This is a genomic window from Desulfopila inferna, assembly GCF_016919005.1.
Taxonomy (GTDB): domain Bacteria; phylum Desulfobacterota; class Desulfobulbia; order Desulfobulbales; family Desulfocapsaceae; genus Desulfopila_A; species Desulfopila_A inferna.
Map to the genome: position 1 here is coordinate 400,015 of NZ_JAFFQE010000003.1, position 26,089 is coordinate 426,103.

Here is a 26,089-nt window from a genome sequence, read left to right on the forward strand (position 1 = left end):
ATACCTCTCTACAGCAAAAACACCCGGTTAACTTAATCTTTTCTATTTGTGAAAAAAGTTATGCCTGAGCATCATTAAAAAGTCAAACTACTTTCTAAATGTTTTTCGCCACTTTTGCTTTTGTGAAAGAAATCTATGCAGGCACTTTTCGCCTCTGCAGCAATAAGCTCCTCTGCCTTCCATCCTCTGTAATTCATCGAGGACAGGTCCTTCTTCCATCCAGACAAAACGATGTAATATCCTTTTGTCCGTCTTCATTCTGCAGGCCACGCATGTTCTAACGGACACAGTCACAGATATTTATTTATTTCCTTCGGCTTCCGTATCTTCTGAATCATCCTGATCGATCTTCGCCGCTTCTTCCCTGGAGGAGATCAAACCTTCCTCTTCCTCGCCAGCATTTTCTTCCGCGGGGGATTGGTCATCCTCTGCCGCTTCGCCTTTTTCATGGGAAGAGGCTGGGTCGTTTGTTGCCGTTTCGGTTTTTTCTCCCACGGAGATCACATTTTCCGCCTCCGCTTCAATCCGTTCTTCGGAGGAAGTTTCGTTTTGCTGCTCCGCTTCGTCCTTTTCTTCCGCCTCGGCCTTTCCTTCAGGTATAAACCCCAGCCCGTTTTTTACTGCCTCAGCGGCGGCCCCGATCAATCTTTCCGCAATTTCTTCATCTATGGAGCGCAGAACAATCAGTGTCTCGACACTTGCCCTGGCCAGGTCGTTAACGGAAGTAATACCCTTTGCGAATAGCTGGTCGGCAAGCGGTTCTTCGACACCACGAAGAGCGAGCAGGGTCTGATATCCAGGATCTTCCAGGTTGGCATACCTCTGTTCACTCTTGACATCAATTTTCCAGCCGAGCAGCTTGGAGGCCAGACGAACATTTTGCCCCTGTCTGCCTATTGCCAGTGAAAGCTGGTCATTCGGCACCACAACGAGAAGAGATTTTGTATCCTCGTCGACCCGTACCATGCTTACATGAGCAGGAGCGAGTGCGTTATATACATATTTTGCAGGATCCGGGCTCCAGGTCACGATATCTATACGCTCACCCTGAAGTTCCTGAACGACATTCTGCACCCTGGACCCCTTCATGCCGACACAGGCGCCTACAGGGTCTACGTCGGTTTCCATGGAACTCACGGCGATTTTAGCGCGAAATCCTGGTTCCCTGCTGACTCCCATTATCTTGACGATGCCCTCGGCTATTTCGGGAACTTCCAGTTGAAAAAGCTTCTCCAAAAACTCATCGCAGGTTCGCGACAACAGCAACTGGGAATCTCTGCTGGTCTGGCGTACTTCTTTAAGATAGGCCCGTATCCTGTCACCCTGCTTGAAGGATCGTTTGGGTATCTGCTGATCCTTGGGCAAAACAGCATCGGTTCTGCCAAGATTGACAATCATGTTGCCCCGTTCAAAGCGCTGGACAATACCGCTGACGACTTCGCCGATTCGCCCTTTGAACATTTCATAGATGACTTCCTTCTCGGCATCCTTCATCTTATGAATGATGACCTGCTTGGCCGACTGCGCGGCAATCCGGCCAAGATCCTCGATTTTGTCCATTTTTTCGCCAAGCTCATCACCCAGCTGTACCTCAGGGTCAAGACGAATGGCCTCATCGAAAGAGATCTCCGTCTGCTCGTCTTCTGCAGATTCAACAACGCTTCGGAACTGGAATATTTCCACCTCACCATATTCTTCGCTATAGCGGACTTCAATATCCCTTCGACTGCCGAGCTTCTTTCGTGCGGCTGAAGCAACGGCTTCCTCGATTGCCTCAATCAGAAGTCTTTTGTCAAATCCTCTATCCCTGCTGATCTGATCGATAATGCGTTTTAAATCTGACAGCATCCTGTTACTCCACCGTTTTTGCCCTGACTTCTTAGAACGGACACTCTTTTATTATATGACAATGCGATATTCATAATTAAATAGCAAGCCTCGCCACGCTGACCATGTCAAAAGTGAACTCCAGCTCTTTTCCACCTTCCATCTCAAGAAATATCGACTCCCCGTCGACTCTGGAAATAACGCCGATAAACGTCTTCTCCCCATCAATGGGCAGATGCATTTTGATTTTTGCCTTGCGACCGTGAAATCTCTCAAAGTCCTTCAGCCTGGAGAGTTTTCTTTCCAAACCGGGAGATGATACCTCCAGATGATACTGGTGTTCGATGAGATCCTCAACATCAAGGTAATCACCCAACTCCCTGCTGACCATACTGCAATGATCAAGGTTGACTCCATCCGGACCGTCAATAAAAATCCGGAGAACCAGACCGTGCTGTTCTCTTCTGAACTGTACTTCTACAAGTTCAAGTCCCATGGAAGGCAGCAGTTCATCTGCGAACTCACCTATTTTTTTAATTACAAAATCACTCATTTTTTGTGCAATTTAAACACTACTTTAAAATCGTACTCTCATCCACCGATTCGTACGGAAAGGGTGGACGATACTTTTCATTACCTTTGAAAAATTTTTTCTTAATGAAGTTGTATGAGAAAATATTTTTCCACGCCAGGTATACGCTCCGGGCCAGATGAACAGACATAAAAAAAAGCGGGCAAAGCCCACTTTCAAATGCCTGCCGATAATCTGGCAGGTATACCCCTCCGGCCCCTTTCGATCTCAGCTCCACCAACGACTCAAACCGAATTGGAGCGGGCAACGAGGTTCGAACTCGCGACCTCAAGCTTGGGAAGCTTGCGCTCTGCCAACTGAGCTACACCCGCATGTACCCGTCTCAAGCAGTCAATTTAAACATTTCCACGCGGCATTGTCAAGTGATAAGGACTGGAATCATCGGCAGATAATTAAGAACGGCGGTAGTCATGGAATTGCGGCAGCAAGTGTATTGCTTTTTGAATCTATGTAGTTCCCTGATAAACCGAAAACAATTTCACTGGTTGTTCTTTTCCTGACTGCCGGCCCGGATTAAATAACCGCACGTTTGACATTCAACCGATAGGCCATACAATAGACCTGCGGCAGAAAACTCCCGGCATTTTGCCGTTAAGCGGAGGCGCCATCCGGGTTAGGAAAAAAATTCCGATTGACAAACCACCGACCGCCCTATACAACATCTGACTATTTTCATAGAATCGATAGAAAAACCTTGCGCTGCTTTGCTTTATCGCTGAATTTCCTGTCCGAAAAGGACACTCATCCAGCTGGACTGAGCAGCAATAGGTTATCGTATTATATACAAAAAGAACAAATATGATTCTCAAAATACTAACTCAGCTGAGCCGAATAAGTGCTCTGGCTGTAGAGGCCGGTTCACATCTAATATATTTTTTGATTTTCTTGTTTGTTGTAAAGGCCTTTCGAAGTTGCGGAACCAATCCAGCTGAGCTGCATAAGTGCTTTGGCTGTAGGGGGCGATTCACGGATTTTAATATATTTTTTGATTTTCTTGTTTGTTGTAAAGGCCTTTCGAAGTTGCGGAACCAATCCAGCTGAGCTGCATAAGTGCTTTGGCTGTAGGGGGCGATTCACCGATTTTAATATATTTTTTGATTTTCTTGTTTGTTGTAAAGGCCTTTCGAAGTTGCGGAACCAATCCAGCTGAGCTGCATAAGTGCTTTGGCTGTAGGGGGCGATTCACGGATTTTAATATATTTTTTGATTTTCTTGTTTGTTGTAAAGGCCTTTCGAAGTTGCGGAACCAATCCAGCTGAGCTGCATAAGTGCTTTGGCTGTAGGGGGCGATTCACCGATTTTAATATATTTTTTGATTTTCTTGTTTGTTGTAAAGGCCTTTCGAAGTTGCGGAACCAATCCAGCTGAGCTGCATAAGTGCTTTGGCTGTAGGGGGCGATTCACGGATTTTAATATATTTTTTGATTTTCTGCTCTTAGCGGCTGTTTTTTAGGAGTAAAGCACTAAACAATTTTGAGAAATCTGACTCTGTGCATATAGGTGTCTGGAAGAATTCCAGGGGTGATTTTCGCTCCCTCGATCAATGGCCTATGCCCAGGAGGATCTTAATTCATTGCATATCTAATATTCATCTATGGCTGATAAAACTTTAATAATAGCTGAGAAACCAAGCGTAGCCGGTGACCTGGTGAAAACTCTGCCGGGTAAATTTCAAAAGACCAAGACCCATTACGAGAGTGACAAACATGTTGTGTCTTTTGCCATTGGTCATCTTGTGTCGATCTGCTACCCTGAAGAAATTGACAGTAAATACCAGAAGTGGAGTCTCAAAAATCTCCCTATCTTACCGGAAAGTTTCCCTCTAAAGGGACTGCCGGATACTAAAGGCCAACTCAACGCTCTGCAGAAGCTGATTCGCCGCAAAGACATCTCCAGGATAATCAATGCCTGTGACGCCGGTCGTGAAGGCGAGCTGATCTTTAAAAACATTGTTCGCTTCGTCTGGAATGCCTCCGTTGCCAAAAAGACCTTCAGAAGACTCTGGTTGCAGTCCATGACCAGTGATGCCATAAGAGAGGCATTCAACAACCTCCGCTCAGACGAAGAGATGACGCCCCTGGAGGATACCGCCCTGTGCCGATCCGAGTCGGACTGGCTCATAGGGATTAATGCCACCCGGGCACTAACCGGCTTCAAATCCCGCCATGGCGGTTTTTTCCTGACTCCCTGCGGGCGGGTACAGACGCCGACTCTTTCTCTGCTTGTTATGCGCGAGAGAACGCGAAAAGAGTTTAAACCCCGTTCTTACTGTAATCTGATTTCCACCTTTACTTATAACGGCAGTCAGTATATCGGCAAATGGGTTGATCCTGGCTTCTCCCCGGACCCCAGGGATTCACACCTCAAGGCAGACAGAATCTGGGAAAGTGAAAAAGCTGCCGCCATCATAGCAAAATGCGTCTCAAAAAACGCCGAGGTTTCGGAAAAAAGCAAGCAGTCATCGCAAAAATCACCTCAGCTCTACGACCTTACCTCTCTTCAGCGCGAGGCCAATGGACGATTTGGGTTCTCAGCAAAAAATACTCTCAGTATAGCCCAGGCACTTTACGAGCGCCACAAAGTGCTGACCTATCCGCGGACGGACTCGCGATACCTCCCTGAAGACTATATCGAGACGGCTCAAAAGACCACCCAGGCCCAGACCAAATGGCAATTCGGCACTTTTGCCGAAACGGCTCTGAAAAATGGCTATATCCGCAAGGACAAGAAGATTTTCAACAACAGCAAAGTGAGTGATCACCATGCCATTATCCCGACGGCCATCCTCCCCAAAAACCTCTCTGAAGCTGAACTGAAGATCTACACTATGGTGGTGCAGCGTTTTCTCGCTGTCTTTTTCCCGCCTGCAAAATTTCTGCTGACCAAAAGAATATCAGTGGTTGAGGAAGAAACCTTTGTCACTGAAGGAAAAATAATGACCGAGCCGGGCTGGAAGGCCATTTACGGTAAGGTTGAAGATGACAAAAAAGATGTGATGCTGCAACCGGTTCCCAAGGATGCCGATGTCGTCTGTGCCGAGATTGAAAAGGAAGAAAAAGAGACTAAGCCTCCTCCACGATTTAATGAAGGTACGCTTCTTTCCGCCATGGAAAACTCCGGCAAGATGGTAGAAGATGAAGAGTTGGCCGAGGCCATGAAGGAAAGAGGGCTCGGCACCCCGGCTACCAGAGCATCTATTATAGAAAAGCTTATCAAGGAAAAATATGTCATCCGGGAAGGCAAGGAGCTGGTGCCAACCGGTAAAGCCTTCGAGCTCCTCGCTCTGCTGGAGGCCATGAAAATAGATGTTCTCGCCTCACCCGAGATGACGGGTGAATGGGAGTATAAGTTAAACCGCATCTTGCGGGGTGAACTGACCAGGGAAAGCTTTATGCAGGAGATTCGCGAACTGACGCTCCATATCACTTCTCAGATAGTAAACTTCAAGGAGTCGCAGACGCAGACCGAGGCGCCGTTCAGCCCGGTAAACGGAATTCGCTTCTTTGCCTCGCCCACCGCTTACCATGCTGAAGACGATTCCCTGCATATCCGCCGGGTTCTCGGGGGCAGAGTCATGGAGGATGATGAAATCGTCGCCCTTATCAAGGGAGAAACCATCGGTCCTTTTGCAGACTTCATCTCCAAAAAAGGCAAACCCTTCAGCGCCTCCGTACGACTGAAAGACAACAAGGTTGACTTTATCTTTGCCAATTCCACCGACGATCTGGATGTCGACAGCATCACCCAGCAGGAATCTCTGGGGAAATCCCCTATTGACAATACCGATGTTTACGAAACCCCAGCCGGCTACATGTCCGAGTCGGCACTGCAGGGAGATGAAAAAAACGGGTTGAAAATCAGTAAAATAATACTCTCCCGCCAAATTACCCCGGAGATTATCTCCCAACTGCTCAATCAGGAAAAAACAGAACTTATTAAGGGATTCATCTCGAAAAAGAAACGTCCTTTTGATGCCTATCTTCTTTTGGCAAAAAATGGTAAAATCAGCTTTGAATTTCCTCCACGCAAACCACGGAAGAAAGATTAAGGATTTCAGCAACAAACTTATCAGCACACTAACAACATGAAAAAATTAAAAAAAGAGCACGACTCGAAAACCGGACTGGAACTTGCCCTCACCTGCGCAAAAATCGCCGCAGACGCCAAGGCTGAAGAACTCATTGTTCTCGATGTTCAGGGAAAATCTTCATTCACCGACTATTTTGTCATTATGAACGGTAGATCGACCCGACACGTTCAGGGAATAGCAGAGACGATCGAGGGTGAGCTTCGCTCTAAAAGAATCAAGGCATCACACGCCGAGGGATTGCAGGAAGGAAAGTGGGTACTTCTCGATTTTGATGATGTCGTCATTCATATCTTTTACTATGATCAACGGAAATTTTACGATCTTGAAGGGCTCTGGCATGACGCCGGAAGAGTGGAAATCGAGGCGCAATAACAGACTCCGAAGTCTTTCATAAGTTTACAATTATACGGTAAGAGATCTCAGCCATGCAATACTTAAGTACACGGGGCGGAATATCCCCGATCCCGTTCAGCCAGGCTGTCATGATGGGTCTGGCGTCCGACGGCGGTCTGCTGCTGCCTCGAAATATCCCCAGAATAGGTGCGGAAACGTTCAGCTCCTGGAGCGAACTTTCCTATGCCGAACTGGCATTTGAAATCATGTCCCGCTTTATTGACGACATCCCCTCAAGCAATCTGCGCGACCTGATCAACAGATCGTATGCCTCCTTTTCCTCAGAAGAGGTAACTCCACTGGTTCATCATGGAGAACTGCATATTCTTGAGCTTTTTCACGGACCGACCCTGGCGTTCAAAGACGTTGCCCTGCAGTTTCTCGGCAATCTCTTTGAGTATCTGCTGGAGAGGGACGATGGTTATCTTAATATTGTCGGTGCAACTTCCGGAGATACCGGCAGCGCAGCAATCTATGGTGTTCGCGGCAAGAAGAGGATCAAGATTTTCATCCTGCACCCCCGCAATCGCATCAGCCCGGTGCAGGAGAGGCAGATGACCACTGTCACCGACGACAATGTCTACAATATCGCCATAGAAGGCACCTTTGATGATGGCCAGGCCGTCGTCAAGGCCTTATTCAACGATCTTGAGTTTAAAAAAACACATCATCTCGGTGCCATAAACTCAATAAACTGGGCTCGAATTCTCGCCCAGGTTGTCTATTATGTCTACAGTTGTCTCCATGTAATCAGGCATGAAAACGACAAGGCCATGGATTTCTCCATTCCTACAGGGAATTTTGGTGATATTTTCGCAGGATATATTGCCAAAAACCTGCTGCCCGAGGGTACTGTGCGCAAGCTTGTTCTTGCCTCCAATGCCAATGACATATTGAGCAGGTTCGTGAACATGGGCGATTACTCCGCAGCACAAGTGCAGCAGACATCGAGTCCTTCAATGGATATTCAGGCAGCATCGAATTTTGAACGTTATCTCTATTATCTTCTCGACAAGGACCCTGAGAGAACCACGGAGGCTATGCTGGAATTCGCCGAAAAGGGCCGGCTAGACCTCAGCGGCTACTGCGATCAGATAAAAAGAGATTTCAGCGCAACTTCTGTCAGTGAAGAGGATGTCGAAGAGACGATTCGAAAATTCCATACCGATTATGGCTATCTTCTCGATCCCCACACCGCAGTCGGTGTCTATGCCGGTCTGCGGCATAAGCAGAACAATATTCCCATGATTTGTCTTGCCACCGCACACCCGGCAAAATTTGCCGAGACCGTGCGCAAGGCCGCCGGCATTGACCCGGAGCAGCCGGAAGCCATCCAGGGCCTGTTCGGCAAACAGACACGCTGTGAAATAATGGACGCCGACCGTGACAGTGTGCAGGAATATATTAGAACCAATGCTCTTCTCCAGACCGATGCAGAGTGACGATACTTACATCTCCAAAGTAGAGGATTGTGTCGCCTTTTTAAAATCAGTCCTGCCGTATGCTCCGCGCACCATCATTCAACTAGGAACCGGCCTGGGCGCTCTGGCCGATCGAGTTTCCACCGATGCGGTTATTCCCTACCATGAGATACCGCATTTTCCCACGGCAACCGTGGCGGGCCACAAAGGCAACCTCCTGCTTGGCACTCTGGGCACCCACAGGGTTGCCGTTCTCCAGGGACGTTTGCACTACTACGAAGGTTATTCCACTAAGGAAGTAGCCTTTCCGATTCGCGTTCTCTCGCTCCTGGGCGCGGAAAATCTCGTGTTTACCAACGCCGCAGGAGGCCTAAATCCGCTCTTCCGCCCGGGCTCAATAATGGTGATCCGGGATCATCTCAACTTTCTTGGAGAAAATCCCCTCAGAGGCGCCAATATCGAGGCCTGGGGCCCACGCTTTCCCGATCTTTCCGAACCATACAATCCCGGTCTTATCAGAACTGCATTGGATTGCGCCGATTCCTGCAGGCTCAGCAACGTCATCACCGGGGTATATGCCTGCATTCCCGGCCCCAGCCTGGAGACTCCCGCGGAAACGCGCTGGTTGAGGCAAAGCGGAGGAGATGCAGTCGGCATGTCCTCAATTCCTGAAGTGCTGGTTGCCAGGCACGGTGGCTTGAATGTTCTCGGGTTTTCCGCCATCTCCAACATCAACGACCCGGATAATCTTCAACCTATTCTTCTTGAAGATATTATTGCAGCGGCTGCCGAAATCGAACCGCGGCTTGAGCGCCTTATAATTGAAGTCCTCTCCAGGGTGTAGTGTTTACTCCTTACAAACAGCCCTTATGAGCAGAAAAACGAAAGATAAGTAAAAATCCGTGAACCGACCCCTACAGCCAAAGCAATTACCATAAACAGTCCAGCTCAGCTAGGTCAGGCATTTTCTTTCAGGTACTACATGATGCTAAAAAATCCCGACTACATTTTCACAGGAAAGTATCTTCTTCCCACGAATACGCAGCACAGTGTCATAAAAGATGGGGGAATCGCCGTTCAGGGTGATACCATTGCCGCGGTCGATACAGCGGCTTCACTGATGGATGCTTTTCCCCGTGTTGAAATCATTCATGAAGAACATGGACTTATCATGCCTGGATTAATCAACGGGCATACCCATGGGGCAATGTCCTGCTTTCGCGGTCTGGCCGATGACCTTCCGCTGATGACCTGGCTTGAGAAACACATCTTTCCCATCGAGGCCCAACTGACCCCGGAGATGGTCTATCAATCAACTCTGCTTTCCATTGCCGAGATGATCAGATCCGGCACCACCAGCTTTTGCGACATGTATCTTTTTTCAAAAGAGGTGGCGCGTGCCGCTGAAAATTGCGGAATCCGAGGCTGGATTGGAGAAGTCCTCTACGATTTTCCATCCCCCTGCTACGGTGAACCTGATAACGGTATCGCTTACCTTGCCGATCTTTTCGGGGAATACCGAAATAACCCGCTAATTACCGTCACCACGGATCCGCACAGTGTGTATACCTGCTCGCCCGACCTGCTCACCAGACTGGGTTCTGTAGCCACCGATTACCACAGTCTCTATGTCATCCATCTCTCTGAAAACCAGGCCGAGGTGACGACCTGTATGGAACGCTATGGTGTTACTCCTGTTGAACATCTCGAAACTCTCGGCCTGCTGGGCTCTGCGACACTGGCCTGTCATTGCGTCAAGGTCTCCGCAAGAGACATCGATATCCTCAAAAAACATGAGGTGAAGGTTGTTCATTGCGTCGAATCAAATATGAAGCTCGCTTCCGGCATCGCCCCTGTCGTCGATATGCTTGAGTGTGGCATCACTGTCTGTCTCGGCACCGATGGCGGTGCCAGCAATAATGACGTCGATATGTTCAGCGAAATGAACAGCGCCGCCAAGTTACATAAAATCGCCCGCATGGATCCAACAGTGATGAATGCCGAAGATACCTTGAAAGCGGCTACCATAAACGGAGCTCGCGCCCTCGGAGTTGAAAAGCGCATCGGTTCTCTGGAAGTGGGGAAAAAAGCAGATTTCATCGTCCTTGACCTTGACCAGCCCCACTTGACACCGCTCTACAACATCCCCTCGCATCTCACCTACGTGGCTCGCGGTGCCGATGTCATTCACTCATTCGTCAATGGCAGGCAACTGATGAAAAACAGGGATCTCCTCACCATCGATCTGGAAAAAGTCATCGCTGAAATGAACGGTATGGCAGAGAAGATTCTTGGTTTGCCAAAGTAGAAGGAACGACGCGACGATATTATCGACTTTAACAATGCGACTTATCCTTCTCTGTCAATTCAGTCAGCCTTGACTTTCTGCGCGGACTGCTCTAAAATCAAGCTCTCTGAAGACTGAACGGCTGCCGCACGGGCTGACAACCTTCTCCTGCGGCTAAATCTATTTTGAGGTACTATTATGTTTGGACTTGGAATGCCGGAACTCATAGTGATTCTGGTTATTATTGTAATAATTTTCGGTGCCGGCAAACTCCCGGAAATTGGTTCCGGTATCGGTAAAGGTATCAAGAATTTTAAGGAAGCCACAAAACAGCAGGAAGAGAAATCAGCAAAAAAAATCGATGAGGAAGATGATAAAAAAGATTCATCTGCCTGATTTTCGATTATGAAAAATTTATGCGCAGGAGGTTGAAATGTTCGGATTGGGAACCCCCGAGTTGGTGGTGATTTTGGGAATAGCCTTCCTTATTTTCGGCGGAAAAAAATTACCGGAAATCGGATCAGGCCTGGGAAAGGCAATCTCTTCCTTCAAAAAAGGTATAAGTGAGGTTGAAGATGGCGGAAAAGAAATAGTCGACGGCATCCCGGGCGTCAAGGAAGTAGCTGAAGTAAAAGAAACGATTGACCAGGTTAAAAATATCGGCAAGGTTAGTTAGATTACACAGGGGCTTGGAAGAGGTACCTCCTTTCATCCCCTAGTTACCTTTACACTATTCCCCATATCCCCCTGCTGATATCGGTGGGCCATAAAACCAGCAGACAAATTCTTCTTGTGCAGGTCCACGGCCAGCCGCACGGTAGGCTTTTTGGCCGCTGTCCTTCAAGCCTTCTCCCCTCGCTTCATTTTCAATCATTTCCGCATTCCTTAATTTCCGCAGCCTTACATTCTCAACGACACGCAACGGCGAGCTAACTATTTGTTTAATCAGCATAAATATAAGAATATTGACTTCCTGTTTTTTTCATGCTAGTAATGCAAGTTCGTCTTAAAGTAGACTTAGCACCGTAGCTTTTATTCTGTAGCTTTTATATCTGTAGTTTTTTATCATTAGGCCAGAAGTACCCCTCCGGTTTTTATTCTGCCGCAACTATGCTCTGCCCTCGGCAGTTCTTTCACTATTATCAGGAGAAAAAATGTGTCGTTTAGCCTTAAAATCCGCCAATGAACCATTTTCGCCGTATTCGGTTCTGACAGCCATGGAGGCCATGCAGGAAGGCTACGACGGCTCGGGACTTGGCCTTTTGCTGCGCGGACTGGAGTTTGAAGATTTCAAATATAACCCTAGATTTCCGATATTATCAGGCATTGCCCACTCCAAAAAGGCGGAATACCGGCTTGATGAATATATGGACGCCAACGGTTATGAACTGAAATACGATCATCGCTTTGCCATGCAGACCGGCATAATCGATTCCAATGACCGCTATCGCTATTTTCTCAGAGCCTACAGAATGCCTGAAGGTTTTAAAGAAGAATCACAGGAGGTCCGGGAAGCGGAACTGCTTCGTGCCCGCATCGCCCTTCGCCGGATCGGTGAGGAACATGGAGGGGACCTCTCGGTATTTTCCTTCTATCCCGACGTCGCCACGATCAAGGAAGTGGGCTGGCCAATGCAGATCGGCGATGCACTCCGCCTCCATGACGGCCAGATCAAATCACGTGTCTGTATGGCCCAGGGGCGGCAGAACACCAATTATGGCATTAACCTCTATGCCTGTCATCCCTTCTTTATCCAGGGCATAGCCACCATGACCAATGGTGAAAACACCGCCTTCGTCCCCATTCGTGATTGGCTGCTGGGACGAAATCTTCCCGGTTATATGGGATACCAGAGCGATTCAGAGGTTTTCGCCCATATTCTGCATTACACGCTGAAAGAGCTGAAATTGCCCCTGCAGGCCTATAAACATATAATTACCCCGCTGAGCAACAGAGAGTTGGAAAATCATCCACAGGGAGATTTCCTGCGCGGTCTCCGCAATGTCTGTAAACGATTGATCATAGATGGACCAAATGCCGTCATCGGCACCCTCGCCGATGAAACCTGCCTCCTGGTCATGGATCAGAAAAAGCTGAGGCCGGCCACGGTGGGGGGACGCCCCGGAGAATGGGCGATTGCCTCGGAGATGTGCGGCGTCGACGCTCTGGTACCGGATCGTGATCCCTTCCTCGATTTTCAGCCGATGCGCGAACATACAGTATTAATTCCACCTGATAGAAAGGAACTGACAATATGGTCTCAGCTCGATCCGTATCCGTTGCCCCAGGCAGCTTAACCTATAGCGACCTCACCTGGATTATCAGCCATCGCGAGGACAGGTGTACCCTTTGCGGGCGCTGTACCGCGGTTTGCCCGAAAGGCTCAATTTATCTGGCCCATCGCAGGCAGCGAATGCCTAAGCTCGATGTATTCGCAACTAAGCGAGAAACCGGCTACCGCACCTTTACCGGCATTCGTCAGAAAACCGATCTGGAACATGCCTGTATCGGCTGTGCCATGTGTGAAATGGTCTGCCCCAACGAGGCCATCTCGCCGATGCCGAACAGCAATGAAAACCGCACGGTCTTTTTCCGCAACCAGAAGGGCGAGCCCCATAAACGAGGGGGAAGGAGAAATGTCAGCGGCCCCACCCTGCTGGACCGCATCATGTTCGACCGCATCTCGATGCTCACCGATCCGGCACTGGATGCCGGCCGCCATGAGTTTAACATAACCACCTCCCTGGGAAGAGTACTGGCGCCGGAAGATTTTCTGGAGAGAAGCCTGAACGGGGGCTGGATTCCGCCGACCCGGGAGATCTTTCCCTTTGTTATCGGCTCGATGTCGTTCGGCGCACTCTCGCCCAATATGTGGCTTGGTCTCCTGCAGGGTGTGGCCTACTGCAATGAGGTGCTCGGCATTCCGGTGGTTATGTGCACCGGTGAGGGCGGCTGTCCTCCGTGGGTTTTGAGGAGCCCCTATCTTAAATACATCATTCTGCAGATAGCTTCCGGCTATTTCGGCTGGGATGAAATTATTCGGGCTATTCCTGAAATGCAGTGTGATCCGGCCGCTATTGAAATCAAATACGGTCAGGGTGCCAAACCCGGCGACGGCGGTCTGCTCATGTGGTTCAAGGTTTCCAAGTTGATCGCCAAACTGCGCGGAGTACCGGAGGGAGTCGACTTGCCTTCTCCTCCGGTCCACCAGACGTTGTATTCCATTGAGGAAAGTGTCATGAAAATGATGCAGAGTCTCTCCACCGCCTTTGGCCATAAAGTACCCGTCTATCCCAAAATATCCGCCTCCACCTCAGCCAAATCAGTGCTCAACAATCTGGTGCGTAATCCCTACGCCGCCGGACTGATGATCGACGGCATCGACGGTGGAACCGGCGCAGCATATGATGTTTCCATGAATGCCACCGGACACCCGATCGCCTCCAATGTCCGGGAGTGCTATCTCGATCTTGTCAAACAGGGTAAACAGAACGAAATACCTATTTTCGCAGCAGGAGGAATCGGCAAGAACGGCAATGTCACCCAGAACGGCATGGCGCTGATCATGCTGGGCGCCTCGGGAGTTCATATCGGTAAATACGTGATGCAGGCCGCCGCTGGCTGTCTTGGCAATGAGAAAGACCGCTGTAATGTCTGCAACCTCGGCATCTGCCCTAAGGGTATCACCAGCCAGAATCCCAAATTATACCGCAGGCTCGATCCCGATCTTGTTGCTCAGAGGGTTGTCGATATGTTCATGTCAATTCAGACAGAGAGCAAAAAGATCATGGCCCCACTGGGCAGATCGCAGAGCCTGCCGGTGGGGATGTCCGATGCCATCGGCATCAATGACAAGGCGGCTGCCGATCTTCTGCAAATCAAATATGTCTGTTAAACGAATGTGTTTATGAAAACCACCTCGCGGACCTCGTTTCGCCGGATGATATAAGGAGTTATCAGTGACTGCGACCGTCATTAAAGGCCTCGACACCCAGGGGCAGCGTATTAGTTCAATGGAATTTGAGAAACTTGTGCGCCAGGCTGCACAGGAGACCTCCGATCTTGTCCTGGAGTCCTATGGTCAGCATAATATCGGCATCCGTCTGGAAAAGGAGGAAGGACTCAACATACGCCTCAACGGTCCGGCCGGTCAGCGGCTCGGCTGCATGGGCATGCCTGGAACGACGATAACTTGCGAGGGTGCGGCATCCGATGATGTGGGCTTCCTCAATATCGGTGCGGAAATTATTGTCAAGGGCAATGCAACCAACGGCGTCTGCAACGCCATGGCCAACGGTAAGGTCAGTATTGGGGGGTCCATTGGAGCCCGCGGACTCACCATGACCAAGTGGAATCCTGATCATGACCGTCCGGAACTCTGGGTTCTGGGTTCAACCGGTGACTCCTTCGCGGAATTCAACTGCGGCGGCATCGCTGTTGTCTGCGGGATTGAAGCGAAAAATCCGGATAACATCCTTGGCTATCGACCATGTGTGGGGATGGTCGGCGGCATGATCTATTTTCGCGGCAAAATTGATGATTCCTTTTCCAAAACCAATGCCAGACGGCAACCGCTCGACGATGACCAGTGGCAATGGTTGAACGACAGGATCCCTTCCTTTCTCGATAAAATAGACAGGGCAGAATTGCTGACGGAACTCGGCAACCGTGAAGAATGGCAGGTTCTCGTTGCCATTTCACCTCAGGAAAGGGCCCTGATGTTTTCCGGGCCGATGCCGATGGCGCAGTTTCGCAATGAATTCTGGAACAACGCCTTCGGCGGCGGCGATCCCCTGCGCGATCTCTCTCCCGGTCTTGACAGAAGCCCCGTGGATGCCATCGTCTCCGGCGAATTGCGCAGATTCAAACCCTACTGGGCCAACTGTGAACATGCCGCCCCGTGTACATACTATTGCCCTATTCACATCCCCACGGTCGACCGCCTGCGTCTGATCCGCGAGGGCCGCATCGACGAGGCCTACGACATGGTTCTGCGTTATACGCCGCTGCCCGGTTCGGTCTGCGGAGCCATCTGTCCCAACCTCTGTATGGAAAACTGTTCCCGTCGTGGTGTCGACCAGTCCATAGAGATGCAGGTCCTGGGCCGTGCTGTCAGCAACCATAAAGCTCCGGCAGCTGCCGAACCGATCGGCAGGAAAGTGGCCGTTATCGGCGGCGGTCCCGGTGGGATGAATGCTGCATGGCAGCTTGCCCTTGGCGGGGTTGAGGTCCATATCTTTGAAAAAGACGATAAACTCGGCGGCAAACTTGCCCAGGTCGTCCCCTGGGAACGCTTATCCCAGGCAATCTGGGACGAGGAGATACACCGTTTCCTGGAGACTCCGAACCTTCATGCACATTTCGGCGTGGACATGGACAAGGAAGGTTTTACAAGATTGCGAGATGAGTTTGACTATGTCATTATCGCGGTGGGCACTCACAACCCCAGGCGGCTGCAGTTTCCCGGAAGCGACAGGGTCATTCCCGCCCTGGATTTTCTTAAATCAGCAAAAGGCGACGCGGCAACAAAGATAGGCCGGGAGGTTGTCGTTATCGGCGCGGGAAATGTCGGCTGCGATGTCGCCTGCGAAGCATATCGCCTCGGGGCTGAAAAGGTTACTCTGGTCGACATCCAGAAACCGCTGGCATTCGGCGCCGAGAAGGAGGCAGCCGAACGTCACGGAGCTCAGTTTCTCTGGCCGGTCAAAACCGCAGAGGTAACCGACCAGGGTCTTGTCACCAATGATGGTACATGCATACCGGCGCAAACGGTCATTATCTCTATTGGAGATGTCCCCGCACTTCCCTTCCTTCCCGAATCGGTGGAAACCGTAAGTGTCGGCGGGGCCACCTGGATCAAGACCGACAAAGCTCATCTTACCGCTGATCCCAAGGTTCTGGCCATCGGCGATGTAGAGCGCCCCGGGCTCGCCACCAATGCTCTTGGAGCCGGTAAGACCGCGGCGGAATTCATCATGGCACAACTCAAGGGACTGCCCTGGCAGCCTTTTACCAGGGAGGTCATTCCCCAGCAGGCCCTTACCATCACCCATTATGTTCCGGAAACAGCGGACGGCAGCGAAGAAAATCAGGCTAAACGTTGTCTTTCCTGTGCTTCCTGCCGGGATTGTCATCTCTGTGAAACTATCTGCCCGACCGGAGCTATCAGCAGAAGGGAGATCGAACCGGCGATGGCGGCGGGGGCCCTCATCAAGGCAAACTACGAATATGTCTCCGATGATGACAAATGCATCGCCTGCGGTTTTTGCGCCGATACCTGTCCCTGCGGTATCTGGACAATGAATTCCTACTGATCGGATCAGGAGGAAGGACTGCTTTTTACGACGCCATCAACATTGAGCCGGTGATGATGCCCACATCACCGGTACTCCATCGGCGGGTGTCCCCGGTGTGACATCGACATATTAGAGGCGATGGAAACGCAGAGACACTCCATAATCAGCCTGGTCTATATCTTTGGGCAGCAAATCCGCATCCATTACCATCAACGTCAATACTCTTCCTTTGACAGGATCACGTGTAGCTTTCCCGCGCCTCTCAGCCCCTGAAGGGCCCGCGATACCTCTCCTTGGCGGCCTCACGTGTAACACTCGAGCTTCCACCACTCCCTTTCTGGTGACCGGTGTTTTTTCACCTTGAGGTCCAAGAGGGGGCATTGAGCCAATGATTATTTCCATTTCAAGTTGCTCCTGCAAAGTTCGATAACCTTCACTGAACATACAATATCAACATTGATATTTCAATAATTGATGGGTTCCGCATCCAGCCAAGGATGAGCAATATACTGAAATTAAAAAATCTTATGAAAAATCAACGTGATCGAAGTTGCCGGAATAACTCTGTGATGAGCGCAGTGCCCCGGGAAGGCTCGATACACCGGGCGTAATATCTGAAACGGCGATTTGACGGTACCTGTGGTATGGCAAATCGAGTTTCACGTGTACAGCATCATAGATTGAAGTTTTTAATCGGAATTTCTATTGCATATCATGATGTTTACGGGCAAGGTAAAGAAAGTGATCGATATGCTTTAACTCAGCTGAACTGCATCCTCAACTACAACCGAGCAGGATATTCACATTCTTGAGACGCCGATGAGCAATATTCTTAAAAAACTACTTCAACCCATAGACCAGACTCAAAAAATCCGCGGGGTTCTCGTCCCTGTCGGCCTGGAGTTTCTGCAGTTAATTGTCACCGGCCCACCGGGTGCGGGCAAAACCTATTATATAAATCAAATCGGAGGATGGCCCAATGAAGGCTATCTCGATTTAACCGTAAAAAAATGGTGGAAAAACCAGAGTCTTATCTACCGTCCTCGAGAGGTTCATCTGGGGCTTCCCTTTAAGGGAGTGGCTGAGGCGCTTACTGTTTTCGACAAGGAATGGCTTGAAGCCTCACCACCCTTTATTCTGGAATGTGACCGCATTCGAATTCCGCCTGCCGGAGATTCATTTCTCACTACGGACTGGAAGCACAGATATGTGTTTGAATTTATCATCCCCGATCCCAGGACCGTCTATGAGCGCAGAAAGGAACGGCACAAGGAAGGCTATTTTCCAGTTGATGACGACCTTTCTCTACAAATGGTAATCAATCAGGCGGAAGTCTATCGTGAAGTGGCTCTGTACCTGCACCGCGCTAAAATGCAGGTGTATGTTCGAGAGGACATCAACTCCCCGCCAATGAGAATTGTTGAAAAAGGTGAAGCCGGCATCCCTTCATGGCTGCTCCCTAAGAACGAGAGAGCAGGAGTGATCGCAATTCAGGGCAGCTGGAAAAACCTCTTTCTCAAAAGAAAAGCGATCAACTGGCTAAACGTTTCCAGGGCACCGCAGGAAATCACTTCGCCAAGCAGGATCGCCCATGACGGCAAGACCTTCGAATTGCGACTTGGCAAACAACTCCTCCACTTCCATCCGGAAGTTCCTCTTGGCGTGAAAAAGAAGCATATCAAGAAAAACTGGCTGATTTTTTCACCCTTATCCTGCTGTATCAAGAACATCCTCGGATTTGCCAGGCTCTGTGTGGGAGATTCGGTGATAATAGGCAGGGAGAATACTCTCTATACCGATCTGTTCGATCTGGATAACACCGTCGCTCAACGACACATTCAGGTTACCAACAGAAATGGCGATCTTATCCTGACCCCTCTTGATCCCGACGCTAAAGTGAGCATCATGCGTTCGGATGAACAGGATAACCGTGAAAAAGTGGAGACTTACCGACATGAGGCGCTTTTATCCATCAAGCAAGTCTATGGAGGTCCCGTCAAGATTCTCGGCAAATACAAGGCGATCAGACTGTTAAATGACGTAACCAGGATAATTGCTAATGATACCTATGCGCTCAAAAACAGAAACAATAAGGCGGGAGGCATCATAGTCCTGCCGGACTTCCTGACTCCCATCATCGTTGGCGACCTGCACGCTCAGGTAGATAATCTGCTCAAAATTCTCTCGGAAAACTACCTGATCGAATGTCTCTCCGCCAACACAGCATGTCTCATAATTCTAGGAGATGCTGTGCATTCGGAAATCGTCAATGAAATGGACGACTTTGACAGTTCGATTCTGATGATGGATCTTATCCTGACTCTCAAGAAATCGTTTCCGGACAATTTTTTCTATCTGCGCGGTAATCATGACAGCTTCGCTCCTGAACTGAGTAAGAATGGTATTCCCCAAGGCGCTCTGATGCAAAAGAGACTCACCGAACTCCGCGGACCGGATTATGCTCAGGCAATGGATAATCTCTACCATACCCTGCCGTATATCGTCAAAAACAGCACCTTCGTCTCCTGCCATGCGGCACCGCCGATAAGCAAGGCCTCCCTCGAGCAGCTTATCAATATTGACGAATATCCCCAGATTATCAAAGAAATTACAACCAGCAGGGTGCAGCGTCAACACTATCTCAACGGGTATAAGAAGAAGCATGTTAAACGTTTCAGAAAAAACCTGGGATTACCAAAAGGCAGCCCGGTCATCGTCGGCCACACACCACTGGATCCCTTTGGCAGCTTCTGGAGGGACGTAAGTAATATTAAGGGACATCATATCATCTACAGCGGGCATCAGGAGGGAGCCATGGCATTGCTCATTGAAAAAAACCGGATTATCCCCTTGGCCTTTCCGGCGGAACCTCTCTGCAAACTTATCGATAAAATCCAGTAACTTGAATTTCAGACTTTGATAACCTCGCAGGAGGTCTCCATGAGTCGCTGAGAAGGCTGGATAAAAAAGTTCGATATACAACACAGGAAATCGGGCTTTTTACGAGGCTATCAACGTGCTTTATACTCTATCAGCGTTTTTCAGCTGACAGAATAGTCAATGCAACTTATATGTACCTTACAGAATTTTTATACATCTGTGAAATAGCCTCCAATGCCAAAGCACTTATCAGGCTCAGCTGGAGTTTTTTTCCAATAACAATATTGCTGCTTTTTTTGCTCAACCACACATCCGTCGGCCATTTTTTGTTTGATTTCCTCTCAGGATGTTCTACAGTCCGGCAAAACTTTGGCCGTCAAAACCGGTCGATTGACATTAGGCGGCCACAACATTTCGAGAGGTTAACGACAATGCCGTTCCGATCAACAAGTCCTCTTTCACGTTTATTACGTAAGTCTCCGTTTAAGCCGATTCAGGAACATATGCGCGCCGTGTTTGTCTGCATATGTTCATTACCACCCCTGTTTGAAGCCCTTTTTGATCAGGACCGTGAGAAGGTGCTGGAACACGCGGAACAGATCCGCAACCTGGAGACCGAAGCTGACAAGATCAAAAGCAGATTCAGACTCAATATGCCCAAGACCCTGCTTCTTCCCGTCGACAGGGAAGATCTCCTTAATTTGATTGCAGATCAGGACAGTCTGGCAGACATATGCGAAAACATCGGAAAAATACTTACCTATCGCGACATGGAGGTCCCCCACACACTCAAACCATATATTGACGAATTGTTGGAAGGCACAATAGAAGTCAGCGGTGAGGCCAGAAAGATGATCGAAGAACTCGACGAACTGGTCGAGGTTGGTTTCGGTGGCGGCCGGGAGATAGAGAAGGTAAGCAAAATTATTGCCGGGGTTCGCAAAAGCGAACACAATATCGACGGTGTGCTCAACCGGACACGTCAGGAACTGTTTGCAATAGAAAGCGAATTGAATCCCGTTGATGTCATGTTCTGGTATAAAATTATTGAACTGTTGAGCAACATATCCGATCAGGCGGAAAACATGGCGGATAGACTGTTACTCTTTCTGTCCAGATAGTACGAGGAGATCGACGTGGATATTTTGACGACTTATGGAACCATCTTAATGGCCCTTGCCATTATTTTCGGACTGTATATGACATGGGGGATCGGGGCCAATGATCTCGCCAACGCCATGGGAACCTCGGTAGGTGCCGGGGCAGTCACGGTCAAGCAGGCTATTTTCATCGCTATTGTCTTTGAATTTCTTGGGGCCGTCATCGCCGGAGGCCATGTTACCTCGACAATACGCAAAGGCATAATTGATCCCGCCGGTATCATCGATAATCCGGAAATTCTGGTTTACGGCATGCTGGCCTCTCTTCTTGCCGCCGCCTTCTGGCTGATGATCGCCTCGACAAAAGGATGGCCGGTTTCAACGACTCATTCAATCATCGGCGCATTGATAGGTTTTGCCATCGTCGGTATCGGGCCTGAGTCGGTAAAGTGGGATAAAGTCATGAAGATAGTCGCCAGCTGGATCATATCACCGGCCATAGGCGGCACCATCTCTTTCCTTCTGGTCATGAGCACCAGAAAACTCATCCTCGATACGGATAATCCGCTGAAAAATGCCAAAAGATACGCACCGTTTTATATTTTTATAGTGGGCTTTATCATATCGCTTGTCACTCTCTTCAAGGGGCTGAAGCATCTCAACATTGAACTCAGCGGTCCGGAAAGCTTTGCCTTTGCCGCTCTCATAGGGCTGCTGACCGCCGCTATCGGCTGGTATTTTGTCAGAAATATCCAAGATATTCCCAATGAAAACAGAGAATTTCATTACACCAGCGTGGAAAAGGTCTTTACCCCGATGATGCTCTTTACCGCCTGCGCCATGGCCTTTGCCCATGGTTCCAATGACGTTGCCAACGGCATCGGTCCTCTTGCCGCGGTGGTAAGCATTATCAGCTCTGGTGGAGAAGTGATGCAGAGTTCGGAATTGCCCCTGTGGATTCTTATTCTGGGCGGCAGCGGAATCGTGCTGGGCCTTGTCACCCTGGGATATCGTGTCATGCTGACAGTAGGTAAAAGAATTACCGAACTGACGCCCTCCCGCGGTTTTTGTGCTGAACTGGCGGCAGCGACAACCGTAGTGCTGGCATCCAGAACAGGTCTCCCGGTTTCGACGACGCATATCCTGGTTGGAGCGGTCCTCGGCGTCGGACTTGCCCGAGGCATAGGCGCCCTGGATTTACGCGTCATCGGCAACATCATCCTCTCCTGGCTGGTCACCCTGCCGGCCGGAGCCGTCATGGCCATGATATTCTTTTTTACTTTGAAGGGAATTTTCGGGTAATTACTGCAATGGGCAACCTAAGCTTACTCCATCTTCTTTAGGCTAATCGGGTTTGGCGCCATACGAGCATATCCCTTGCCCTGAGCGACGATATCGAGCGGGAGGCTAACCATATCCGCAAGGTCTATTGACATTTCCTTGATTATAGGGTGCTCCATGACCTTTACATAACTTTTGCACTCATCACAGGTGGAAATCCGAAAACCGGGTTCATCCTCGGAAAGAATGGTGCTGAGTTTGTCCGTATCAACACATCCGCAGTTCGGGCAGCCAATAAATTTGAATGTCCCAGTGGTCCCACAGAAGGAGCAGTGCAGGCGCCGTTGCGGCCCTTCAACAATGGATGCCAGCGCAGCCTGTGCCGAACAGAGAGGGCATCTTCCAGCTTCCCACTCCCTGCCATCAAGTTGGAAAGTCTCGCGCAGGGCCAAAAAATAGGGTCTGCTCAGCAGGAACAGGATACCGGCCAGTTCTTCTTTGTTATAAGGAAGAGAGGAAACAGTCGGAATTTTGTCGATCGGAAACTGCATAAAATCTATATCGCCCTTTTCCAATACTTTGTGAAGAGGCTCTAATTGTTCGCCTGGCAGATTGAAAATGGATACAAACAATTTAAAAACACGGCCGACGCTTTCACGGGAATATGCCTTGGCTTCTTCGGATGACACCGCTGAATCAGGTTTGGACAGAAGCTTGTCAACTTCATCCTGAAAACGCTGCCATTTGGCAAAGAGCTCAAGCGGATCCTTGAGATGAGGCCGTTGTTCAATCAATGCCTGAATATCTATAGTCATAATTCTCTTATTCCTTATGGTATTTGGGGGTAGATAAAGGTGGTAGATGCTCCGCTCAATCCTTCTTCGAGGAAAATCCGGAGCTGTTTCTTTTCAGCGGCAGTGAGTTGCAGAGGATTCAGCAGGGTATTTCCCTTGCCTCCTCCCCTGTTGAAGAATTCAATTACCTCATCCAGTGTTGCGTAGCTACCGTTGTGCATGTAGGGAGCGGTTCCGGCGATTTCTCTAAGTGTTGGCGTCCTGAATGCTTTCCAGTCTTTCTGATCTTTGGTGATGAGGTATCTGCCGGGATCTTCAGCAAGAGTCCTGTACTCCTCGAAATGATAGATTTTGGCAACAAATCGGCGTGTTGCCGCAATGCGTGGATCTTTCGAGTGTTCTGGATTTTCCTCAACATTAAGGACATGAAAACGATCATCAACGAAATTGACGCCGCTATGACACTGGGTGCACTTGCCTTTTCCTGTAAATATTTCGTACCCCTTCAGGGCTTCCGCCGACAGAGCATTTTTATCTCCGTCAAGGAATCTGTCAAGAGGAGAATCGCGCGAAATCAGGGAACGTTCAAATGACGCGATCGCCATAGCGATACGTTTCCTGGTTATATCGGCATCGCCGAAGACTGTGGAGAATTCGCCTACATATTCCGGCACCGAGCGAATTTCTTCTTCCAAGAAGTCCAGGTTTTGATTCATCTCGAAAGCCGACATCATTGGAAACAGAGCTTGCTCTTCAAGAGATGATGCCCGGCCGTCATGAAAAAGATGCTTTTGAAATCCCACACCAATGAGCGTAGGAGAGTTCCGCCAGTTCCTGGTTGTGGGATAGTTGAGCGATAGCTCAAGTTCGTCGCTGAAGCTTCTTTCCGGATCATGACATGTTGCACAGCTCATGGTCCCGTCACCGGACAAACGGCGGTCGAAGAAGAGCTTCTTGCCTAGCTCAATCTTTGCAGGGGTCTGAGGATTGTTTTTCGGAATGGGTATCTCCTTCGGTGACCCAGGATTTCCGGCAACCCCACAAAAAGGAAAGAAGATTGTAGCTAGGATAATCCAACATATGCTCTTCATAAACTTATTTTCCCGCCTGATCCAATTCCTCATCGATGATCTTGCTGAAGTATTCGAAAGGACGTTCTCCAATCACTTGCCGACCATTGATATAGAAGGTTGGAGTGTTATAAAGATCCATTGATTTGGCCAGCTTCAAGTCACGGTCAATTTCAGCTGCATGTTTTCCATTGTCAATCGAATCGGTAAATTTTTCAACATCGAGCCCAAGCTCATCTGCATAACTGATCAGGCTGGCTCGGTCGAGGTTGGGTGAGCGGGTAATTAAGATATCATGCATTTCCCAGTATTTGCCCTGGTCTCTGGCAGCAAGTGTGGCTTCAGCTGCCATTCTGGCAAAATCACGATATTTGTAGGGATAGTTTTTAATAACCAGTCGAATCTGATCTGGGTATGTCTGTATCAGTTGTTTGACGGTCGGACCGGCCGCTACACAATGTGGTCATTGAAAATCAATGAATTCAATTATTGTGAGCGGAGCATCAGCCGGTCCAAGGGATGGAGAATCGTCTATCGGAACCTCAGTCCTTTTCTCCGCAGCATGTGCTACACCAAATAGCAGCAGGATGGATATACAGATCAGTAGTTTATTCATCGTATTCTATTAAAAAAGGGGATACCGAAGTATCCCCTTAAAGTTGATTGTTTGGTCTGGATTACATCTTCCCAACCGCCTTCATCCATTTGGGATATCTCTTCTTTGCTTCACTGACCGGCAGCGTGCCGCTCACCATCAGCTTGAAGGTACCCGGATTGGCAACTGTTCCGAGATAAATATGCACCGGAACAGCTATAGCGAAGATGACGAATGCCACATTATGCACCAGATGGGAAAAGAGCATTATAGTCGTATCCTCTTTCATAAACCAGATGCCGAACCCCGAGAGAGCGATGGCAATTCCAGCTCCCACGATAGCCAGATAATAAAGCTTCTGGCCGGGATTGTATTTGCCCATTGGTGGAACAGTCACCTTGTGGGAGAGATAACCACCCGCCACCTTGAACCATCGTGCATCGTCGGCGTCGTATTCAAAAGATTCCTTCAAATAATGGCGCATGGAATACAAAAGGGAGATGCCAAAAACAACTCCTCCCCAGTTATGCACCAGCTTCATTGTAATAAATCCGCCGAAAACCGCACCGACCGATTCTAAATGGAACAGAAAAGCAAATCCCGTGAGTATCAGCAGGATGCAGCTTCCGGCGAGTATCCAGTGGTTCAGTATCTCGTCGACACTCGATTTTCTTACCATCTCTGCCATGTTACACCTCCTCGTCCTTTTCCTTGTGGGGGCCAATGGCCAGAAAGTGGATCGCCGCAGCGGCGACGACGCCAAATAGACCAATCCCTGAGAGTGGCTTCAAATAGGTATGCCAGAAGACTACGCTGCTCGGGATTGTTGGATTCTCCTTCATGCCGTAGAGTTTAGGCTCTTCCTTGAAGGCATACATCGATCCCAGGCCTTCAAGATCCTGCTCACCATAAATAGTGCCATAACCCTCATTTCTGGCTGTGGTAATCAATTCGTGCCGATCACCATATTTCAGTGCGCCGGTAGGACAGGTTTTTACACAGGAAGGCAGCATACCTGCACTGGTCCGGTCTGAGCATTGATGACATTTTGATACCTTGTTTTCTAAATCGTATCGGGGCACATCGAATGGACAGGCAGTTACGCAGAGCTTGCAGCCAATGCACTTGTCGCGGTCAAAAGCAACGGCACCGTCCTCCGTTCTGTACAATGCCCCCGGAGCAGGACAAATCTTCATGCATCCTGCGTCCTCGCAGTGCATGCATCGTCTGCTGACAAAGAGCCAACGTACGGGATTCTTATCCGAAGGCACCTCACTATACTGGATGAGGTTTAAGGCAGAACTCGCCAAATCCGGCGGGTTCTGGTACGTGCCCAGGTTTTGTGTTTGGATGCCCGGCAGTTGGTTCCAGGATTTACAGGCAACCTGACAGGCCCTGCAGCCGATGCAGGCCTCCGGAGTAACCAGAATCGCTTTGCGGTTTTTCGTAATATTTGCCATATT

22 protein-coding genes, 1 tRNA gene and 1 pseudogene are annotated in these 26,089 nt (G+C 49.3%); 13 read left to right on the top strand and 11 right to left on the bottom strand.

Going from position 1 to position 26,089, the window contains the following annotated elements; translation table 11 throughout:
• Positions 1-87 precede the first annotated feature (87 nt).
• From JWG88_RS22155 to JWG88_RS10040, 4 genes are all read right to left on the bottom strand, one after another.
• Positions 88-294 carry a DUF448 domain-containing protein gene (locus tag JWG88_RS22155; RefSeq protein WP_353740668.1) on the bottom strand — a complete coding sequence of 69 codons (207 nt, stop codon included), beginning with the start codon at positions 292-294 and terminating at the stop codon, positions 88-90.
• A 6-nt stretch (positions 295-300) separates the two neighbouring features.
• Complete coding sequence (nusA, locus tag JWG88_RS10030) at positions 301-1,848, bottom strand: transcription termination factor NusA (protein ID WP_240194372.1); 1,548 nt, start codon at positions 1,846-1,848, stop codon at positions 301-303.
• A 76-nt stretch (positions 1,849-1,924) separates the two neighbouring features.
• Positions 1,925-2,380: a ribosome maturation factor RimP gene (gene rimP / locus JWG88_RS10035; RefSeq protein WP_205233592.1), complete on the bottom strand. Its 456-nt coding sequence runs from the start codon at positions 2,378-2,380 to the stop codon at positions 1,925-1,927.
• Positions 2,381-2,654: 274 nt separating this feature from the next.
• A tRNA-Gly gene (locus JWG88_RS10040) sits at positions 2,655-2,730 on the bottom strand.
• Between the two features lie 1,283 nt (positions 2,731-4,013).
• Between JWG88_RS10040 and JWG88_RS10045 the strand changes: the two genes are divergently transcribed.
• From JWG88_RS10045 to tatA, 7 genes are all read left to right on the top strand, one after another.
• Positions 4,014-6,467, top strand: a complete 2,454-nt coding sequence (locus JWG88_RS10045) for a DNA topoisomerase III (RefSeq protein ID WP_205233593.1) — start codon at positions 4,014-4,016, stop codon at positions 6,465-6,467.
• Positions 6,468-6,503: 36 nt separating this feature from the next.
• On the top strand, positions 6,504-6,881 hold the full coding sequence (rsfS, locus tag JWG88_RS10050) for a ribosome silencing factor (RefSeq protein ID WP_205233594.1): 378 nt from the start codon (positions 6,504-6,506) through the stop codon (positions 6,879-6,881).
• A 53-nt stretch (positions 6,882-6,934) separates the two neighbouring features.
• Positions 6,935-8,344, top strand: a complete 1,410-nt coding sequence (gene thrC, locus JWG88_RS10055) for a threonine synthase (RefSeq protein ID WP_205233595.1) — start codon at positions 6,935-6,937, stop codon at positions 8,342-8,344.
• Positions 8,316-9,167, top strand: coding sequence for a purine-nucleoside phosphorylase (locus JWG88_RS10060; protein ID WP_240194373.1), 852 nt, complete (start codon positions 8,316-8,318; stop codon positions 9,165-9,167). The genes thrC and JWG88_RS10060 overlap by 29 nt, the downstream gene beginning before the upstream one ends.
• A 138-nt stretch (positions 9,168-9,305) precedes the next feature.
• Positions 9,306-10,631: an amidohydrolase family protein gene (locus tag JWG88_RS10065; protein ID WP_205233596.1), complete on the top strand. Its 1,326-nt coding sequence runs from the start codon at positions 9,306-9,308 to the stop codon at positions 10,629-10,631.
• 177 nt (positions 10,632-10,808) lie between these two features.
• The gene (locus tag JWG88_RS10070; RefSeq protein ID WP_205233597.1) at positions 10,809-11,006 is read left to right on the top strand and encodes a twin-arginine translocase TatA/TatE family subunit; all 198 of its coding nucleotides are present in this window, start codon (positions 10,809-10,811) and stop codon (positions 11,004-11,006) included.
• Between the two features lie 37 nt (positions 11,007-11,043).
• Positions 11,044-11,286: a twin-arginine translocase TatA/TatE family subunit gene (gene tatA, locus JWG88_RS10075; RefSeq protein WP_205233598.1), complete on the top strand. Its 243-nt coding sequence runs from the start codon at positions 11,044-11,046 to the stop codon at positions 11,284-11,286.
• A gap of 54 nt (positions 11,287-11,340) precedes the next feature.
• On the opposite strand, the gene JWG88_RS10080 is transcribed toward tatA, so the two are convergent.
• Complete coding sequence (locus tag JWG88_RS10080; protein ID WP_205233599.1) at positions 11,341-11,484, bottom strand: hypothetical protein; 144 nt, start codon at positions 11,482-11,484, stop codon at positions 11,341-11,343.
• Positions 11,485-11,764: 280 nt separating this feature from the next.
• Between JWG88_RS10080 and JWG88_RS10085 the strand changes: the two genes are divergently transcribed.
• The 3 genes from JWG88_RS10085 (at position 11,765) to JWG88_RS10095 (ending at position 16,924) form a co-directional block, all read left to right on the top strand.
• Positions 11,765-12,907, top strand: a complete 1,143-nt coding sequence (locus tag JWG88_RS10085) for a class II glutamine amidotransferase domain-containing protein (RefSeq protein ID WP_205233600.1) — start codon at positions 11,765-11,767, stop codon at positions 12,905-12,907.
• Positions 12,865-14,505, top strand: a complete 1,641-nt coding sequence (locus JWG88_RS10090; RefSeq protein WP_205233601.1) for a glutamate synthase-related protein — start codon at positions 12,865-12,867, stop codon at positions 14,503-14,505. Before JWG88_RS10085 ends, JWG88_RS10090 begins: the two co-directional genes overlap by 43 nt.
• A gap of 64 nt (positions 14,506-14,569) precedes the next feature.
• Positions 14,570-16,924 carry an FAD-dependent oxidoreductase gene (locus JWG88_RS10095; RefSeq protein ID WP_205233602.1) on the top strand — a complete coding sequence of 785 codons (2,355 nt, stop codon included), beginning with the start codon at positions 14,570-14,572 and terminating at the stop codon, positions 16,922-16,924.
• Positions 16,925-17,035: 111 nt separating this feature from the next.
• Here JWG88_RS10095 and JWG88_RS10100 read toward each other — a convergent pair whose 3' ends face one another.
• Positions 17,036-17,308, bottom strand: a complete 273-nt coding sequence (locus JWG88_RS10100; RefSeq protein WP_205233603.1) for a hypothetical protein — start codon at positions 17,306-17,308, stop codon at positions 17,036-17,038.
• Positions 17,309-17,725: 417 nt separating this feature from the next.
• Between JWG88_RS10100 and JWG88_RS10105 the strand changes: the two genes are divergently transcribed.
• The 3 genes from JWG88_RS10105 to JWG88_RS10115 all read left to right on the top strand — a co-directional run bounded on the left by JWG88_RS10105 (position 17,726) and on the right by JWG88_RS10115 (position 22,188).
• Positions 17,726-19,807, top strand: coding sequence for a metallophosphoesterase (locus JWG88_RS10105; protein ID WP_205233604.1), 2,082 nt, complete (start codon positions 17,726-17,728; stop codon positions 19,805-19,807).
• A gap of 410 nt (positions 19,808-20,217) precedes the next feature.
• Complete coding sequence (locus tag JWG88_RS10110; RefSeq protein WP_205233605.1) at positions 20,218-20,907, top strand: TIGR00153 family protein; 690 nt, start codon at positions 20,218-20,220, stop codon at positions 20,905-20,907.
• A 15-nt stretch (positions 20,908-20,922) separates the two neighbouring features.
• The gene (locus tag JWG88_RS10115; RefSeq protein ID WP_205233606.1) at positions 20,923-22,188 is read left to right on the top strand and encodes an inorganic phosphate transporter; all 1,266 of its coding nucleotides are present in this window, start codon (positions 20,923-20,925) and stop codon (positions 22,186-22,188) included.
• Between the two features lie 23 nt (positions 22,189-22,211).
• Here JWG88_RS10115 and JWG88_RS10120 read toward each other — a convergent pair whose 3' ends face one another.
• The 5 genes and pseudogenes from JWG88_RS10120 to JWG88_RS10140 form a co-directional block, all read right to left on the bottom strand.
• Positions 22,212-22,982: a formate dehydrogenase accessory protein FdhE gene (locus tag JWG88_RS10120; protein WP_205233607.1), complete on the bottom strand. Its 771-nt coding sequence runs from the start codon at positions 22,980-22,982 to the stop codon at positions 22,212-22,214.
• Positions 22,983-22,996: 14 nt separating this feature from the next.
• On the bottom strand, positions 22,997-24,085 hold the full coding sequence (locus tag JWG88_RS10125) for a cytochrome-c peroxidase (protein ID WP_306793086.1): 1,089 nt from the start codon (positions 24,083-24,085) through the stop codon (positions 22,997-22,999).
• Positions 24,057-24,482 (bottom strand): annotated as a pseudogene (locus JWG88_RS10130) (DsbA family protein); the annotation flags it as partial. The pseudogene JWG88_RS10130 and the gene JWG88_RS10125, both read right to left, overlap by 29 nt.
• 226 nt (positions 24,483-24,708) lie before the next feature.
• Positions 24,709-25,314, bottom strand: coding sequence for a formate dehydrogenase subunit gamma (locus JWG88_RS10135; RefSeq protein ID WP_205233609.1), 606 nt, complete (start codon positions 25,312-25,314; stop codon positions 24,709-24,711).
• Between the two features lies 1 nt (position 25,315).
• Positions 25,316-26,086: a 4Fe-4S dicluster domain-containing protein gene (locus JWG88_RS10140; RefSeq protein WP_205233610.1), complete on the bottom strand. Its 771-nt coding sequence runs from the start codon at positions 26,084-26,086 to the stop codon at positions 25,316-25,318.
• Between the last annotated feature and the right edge of the window lie 3 nt (positions 26,087-26,089).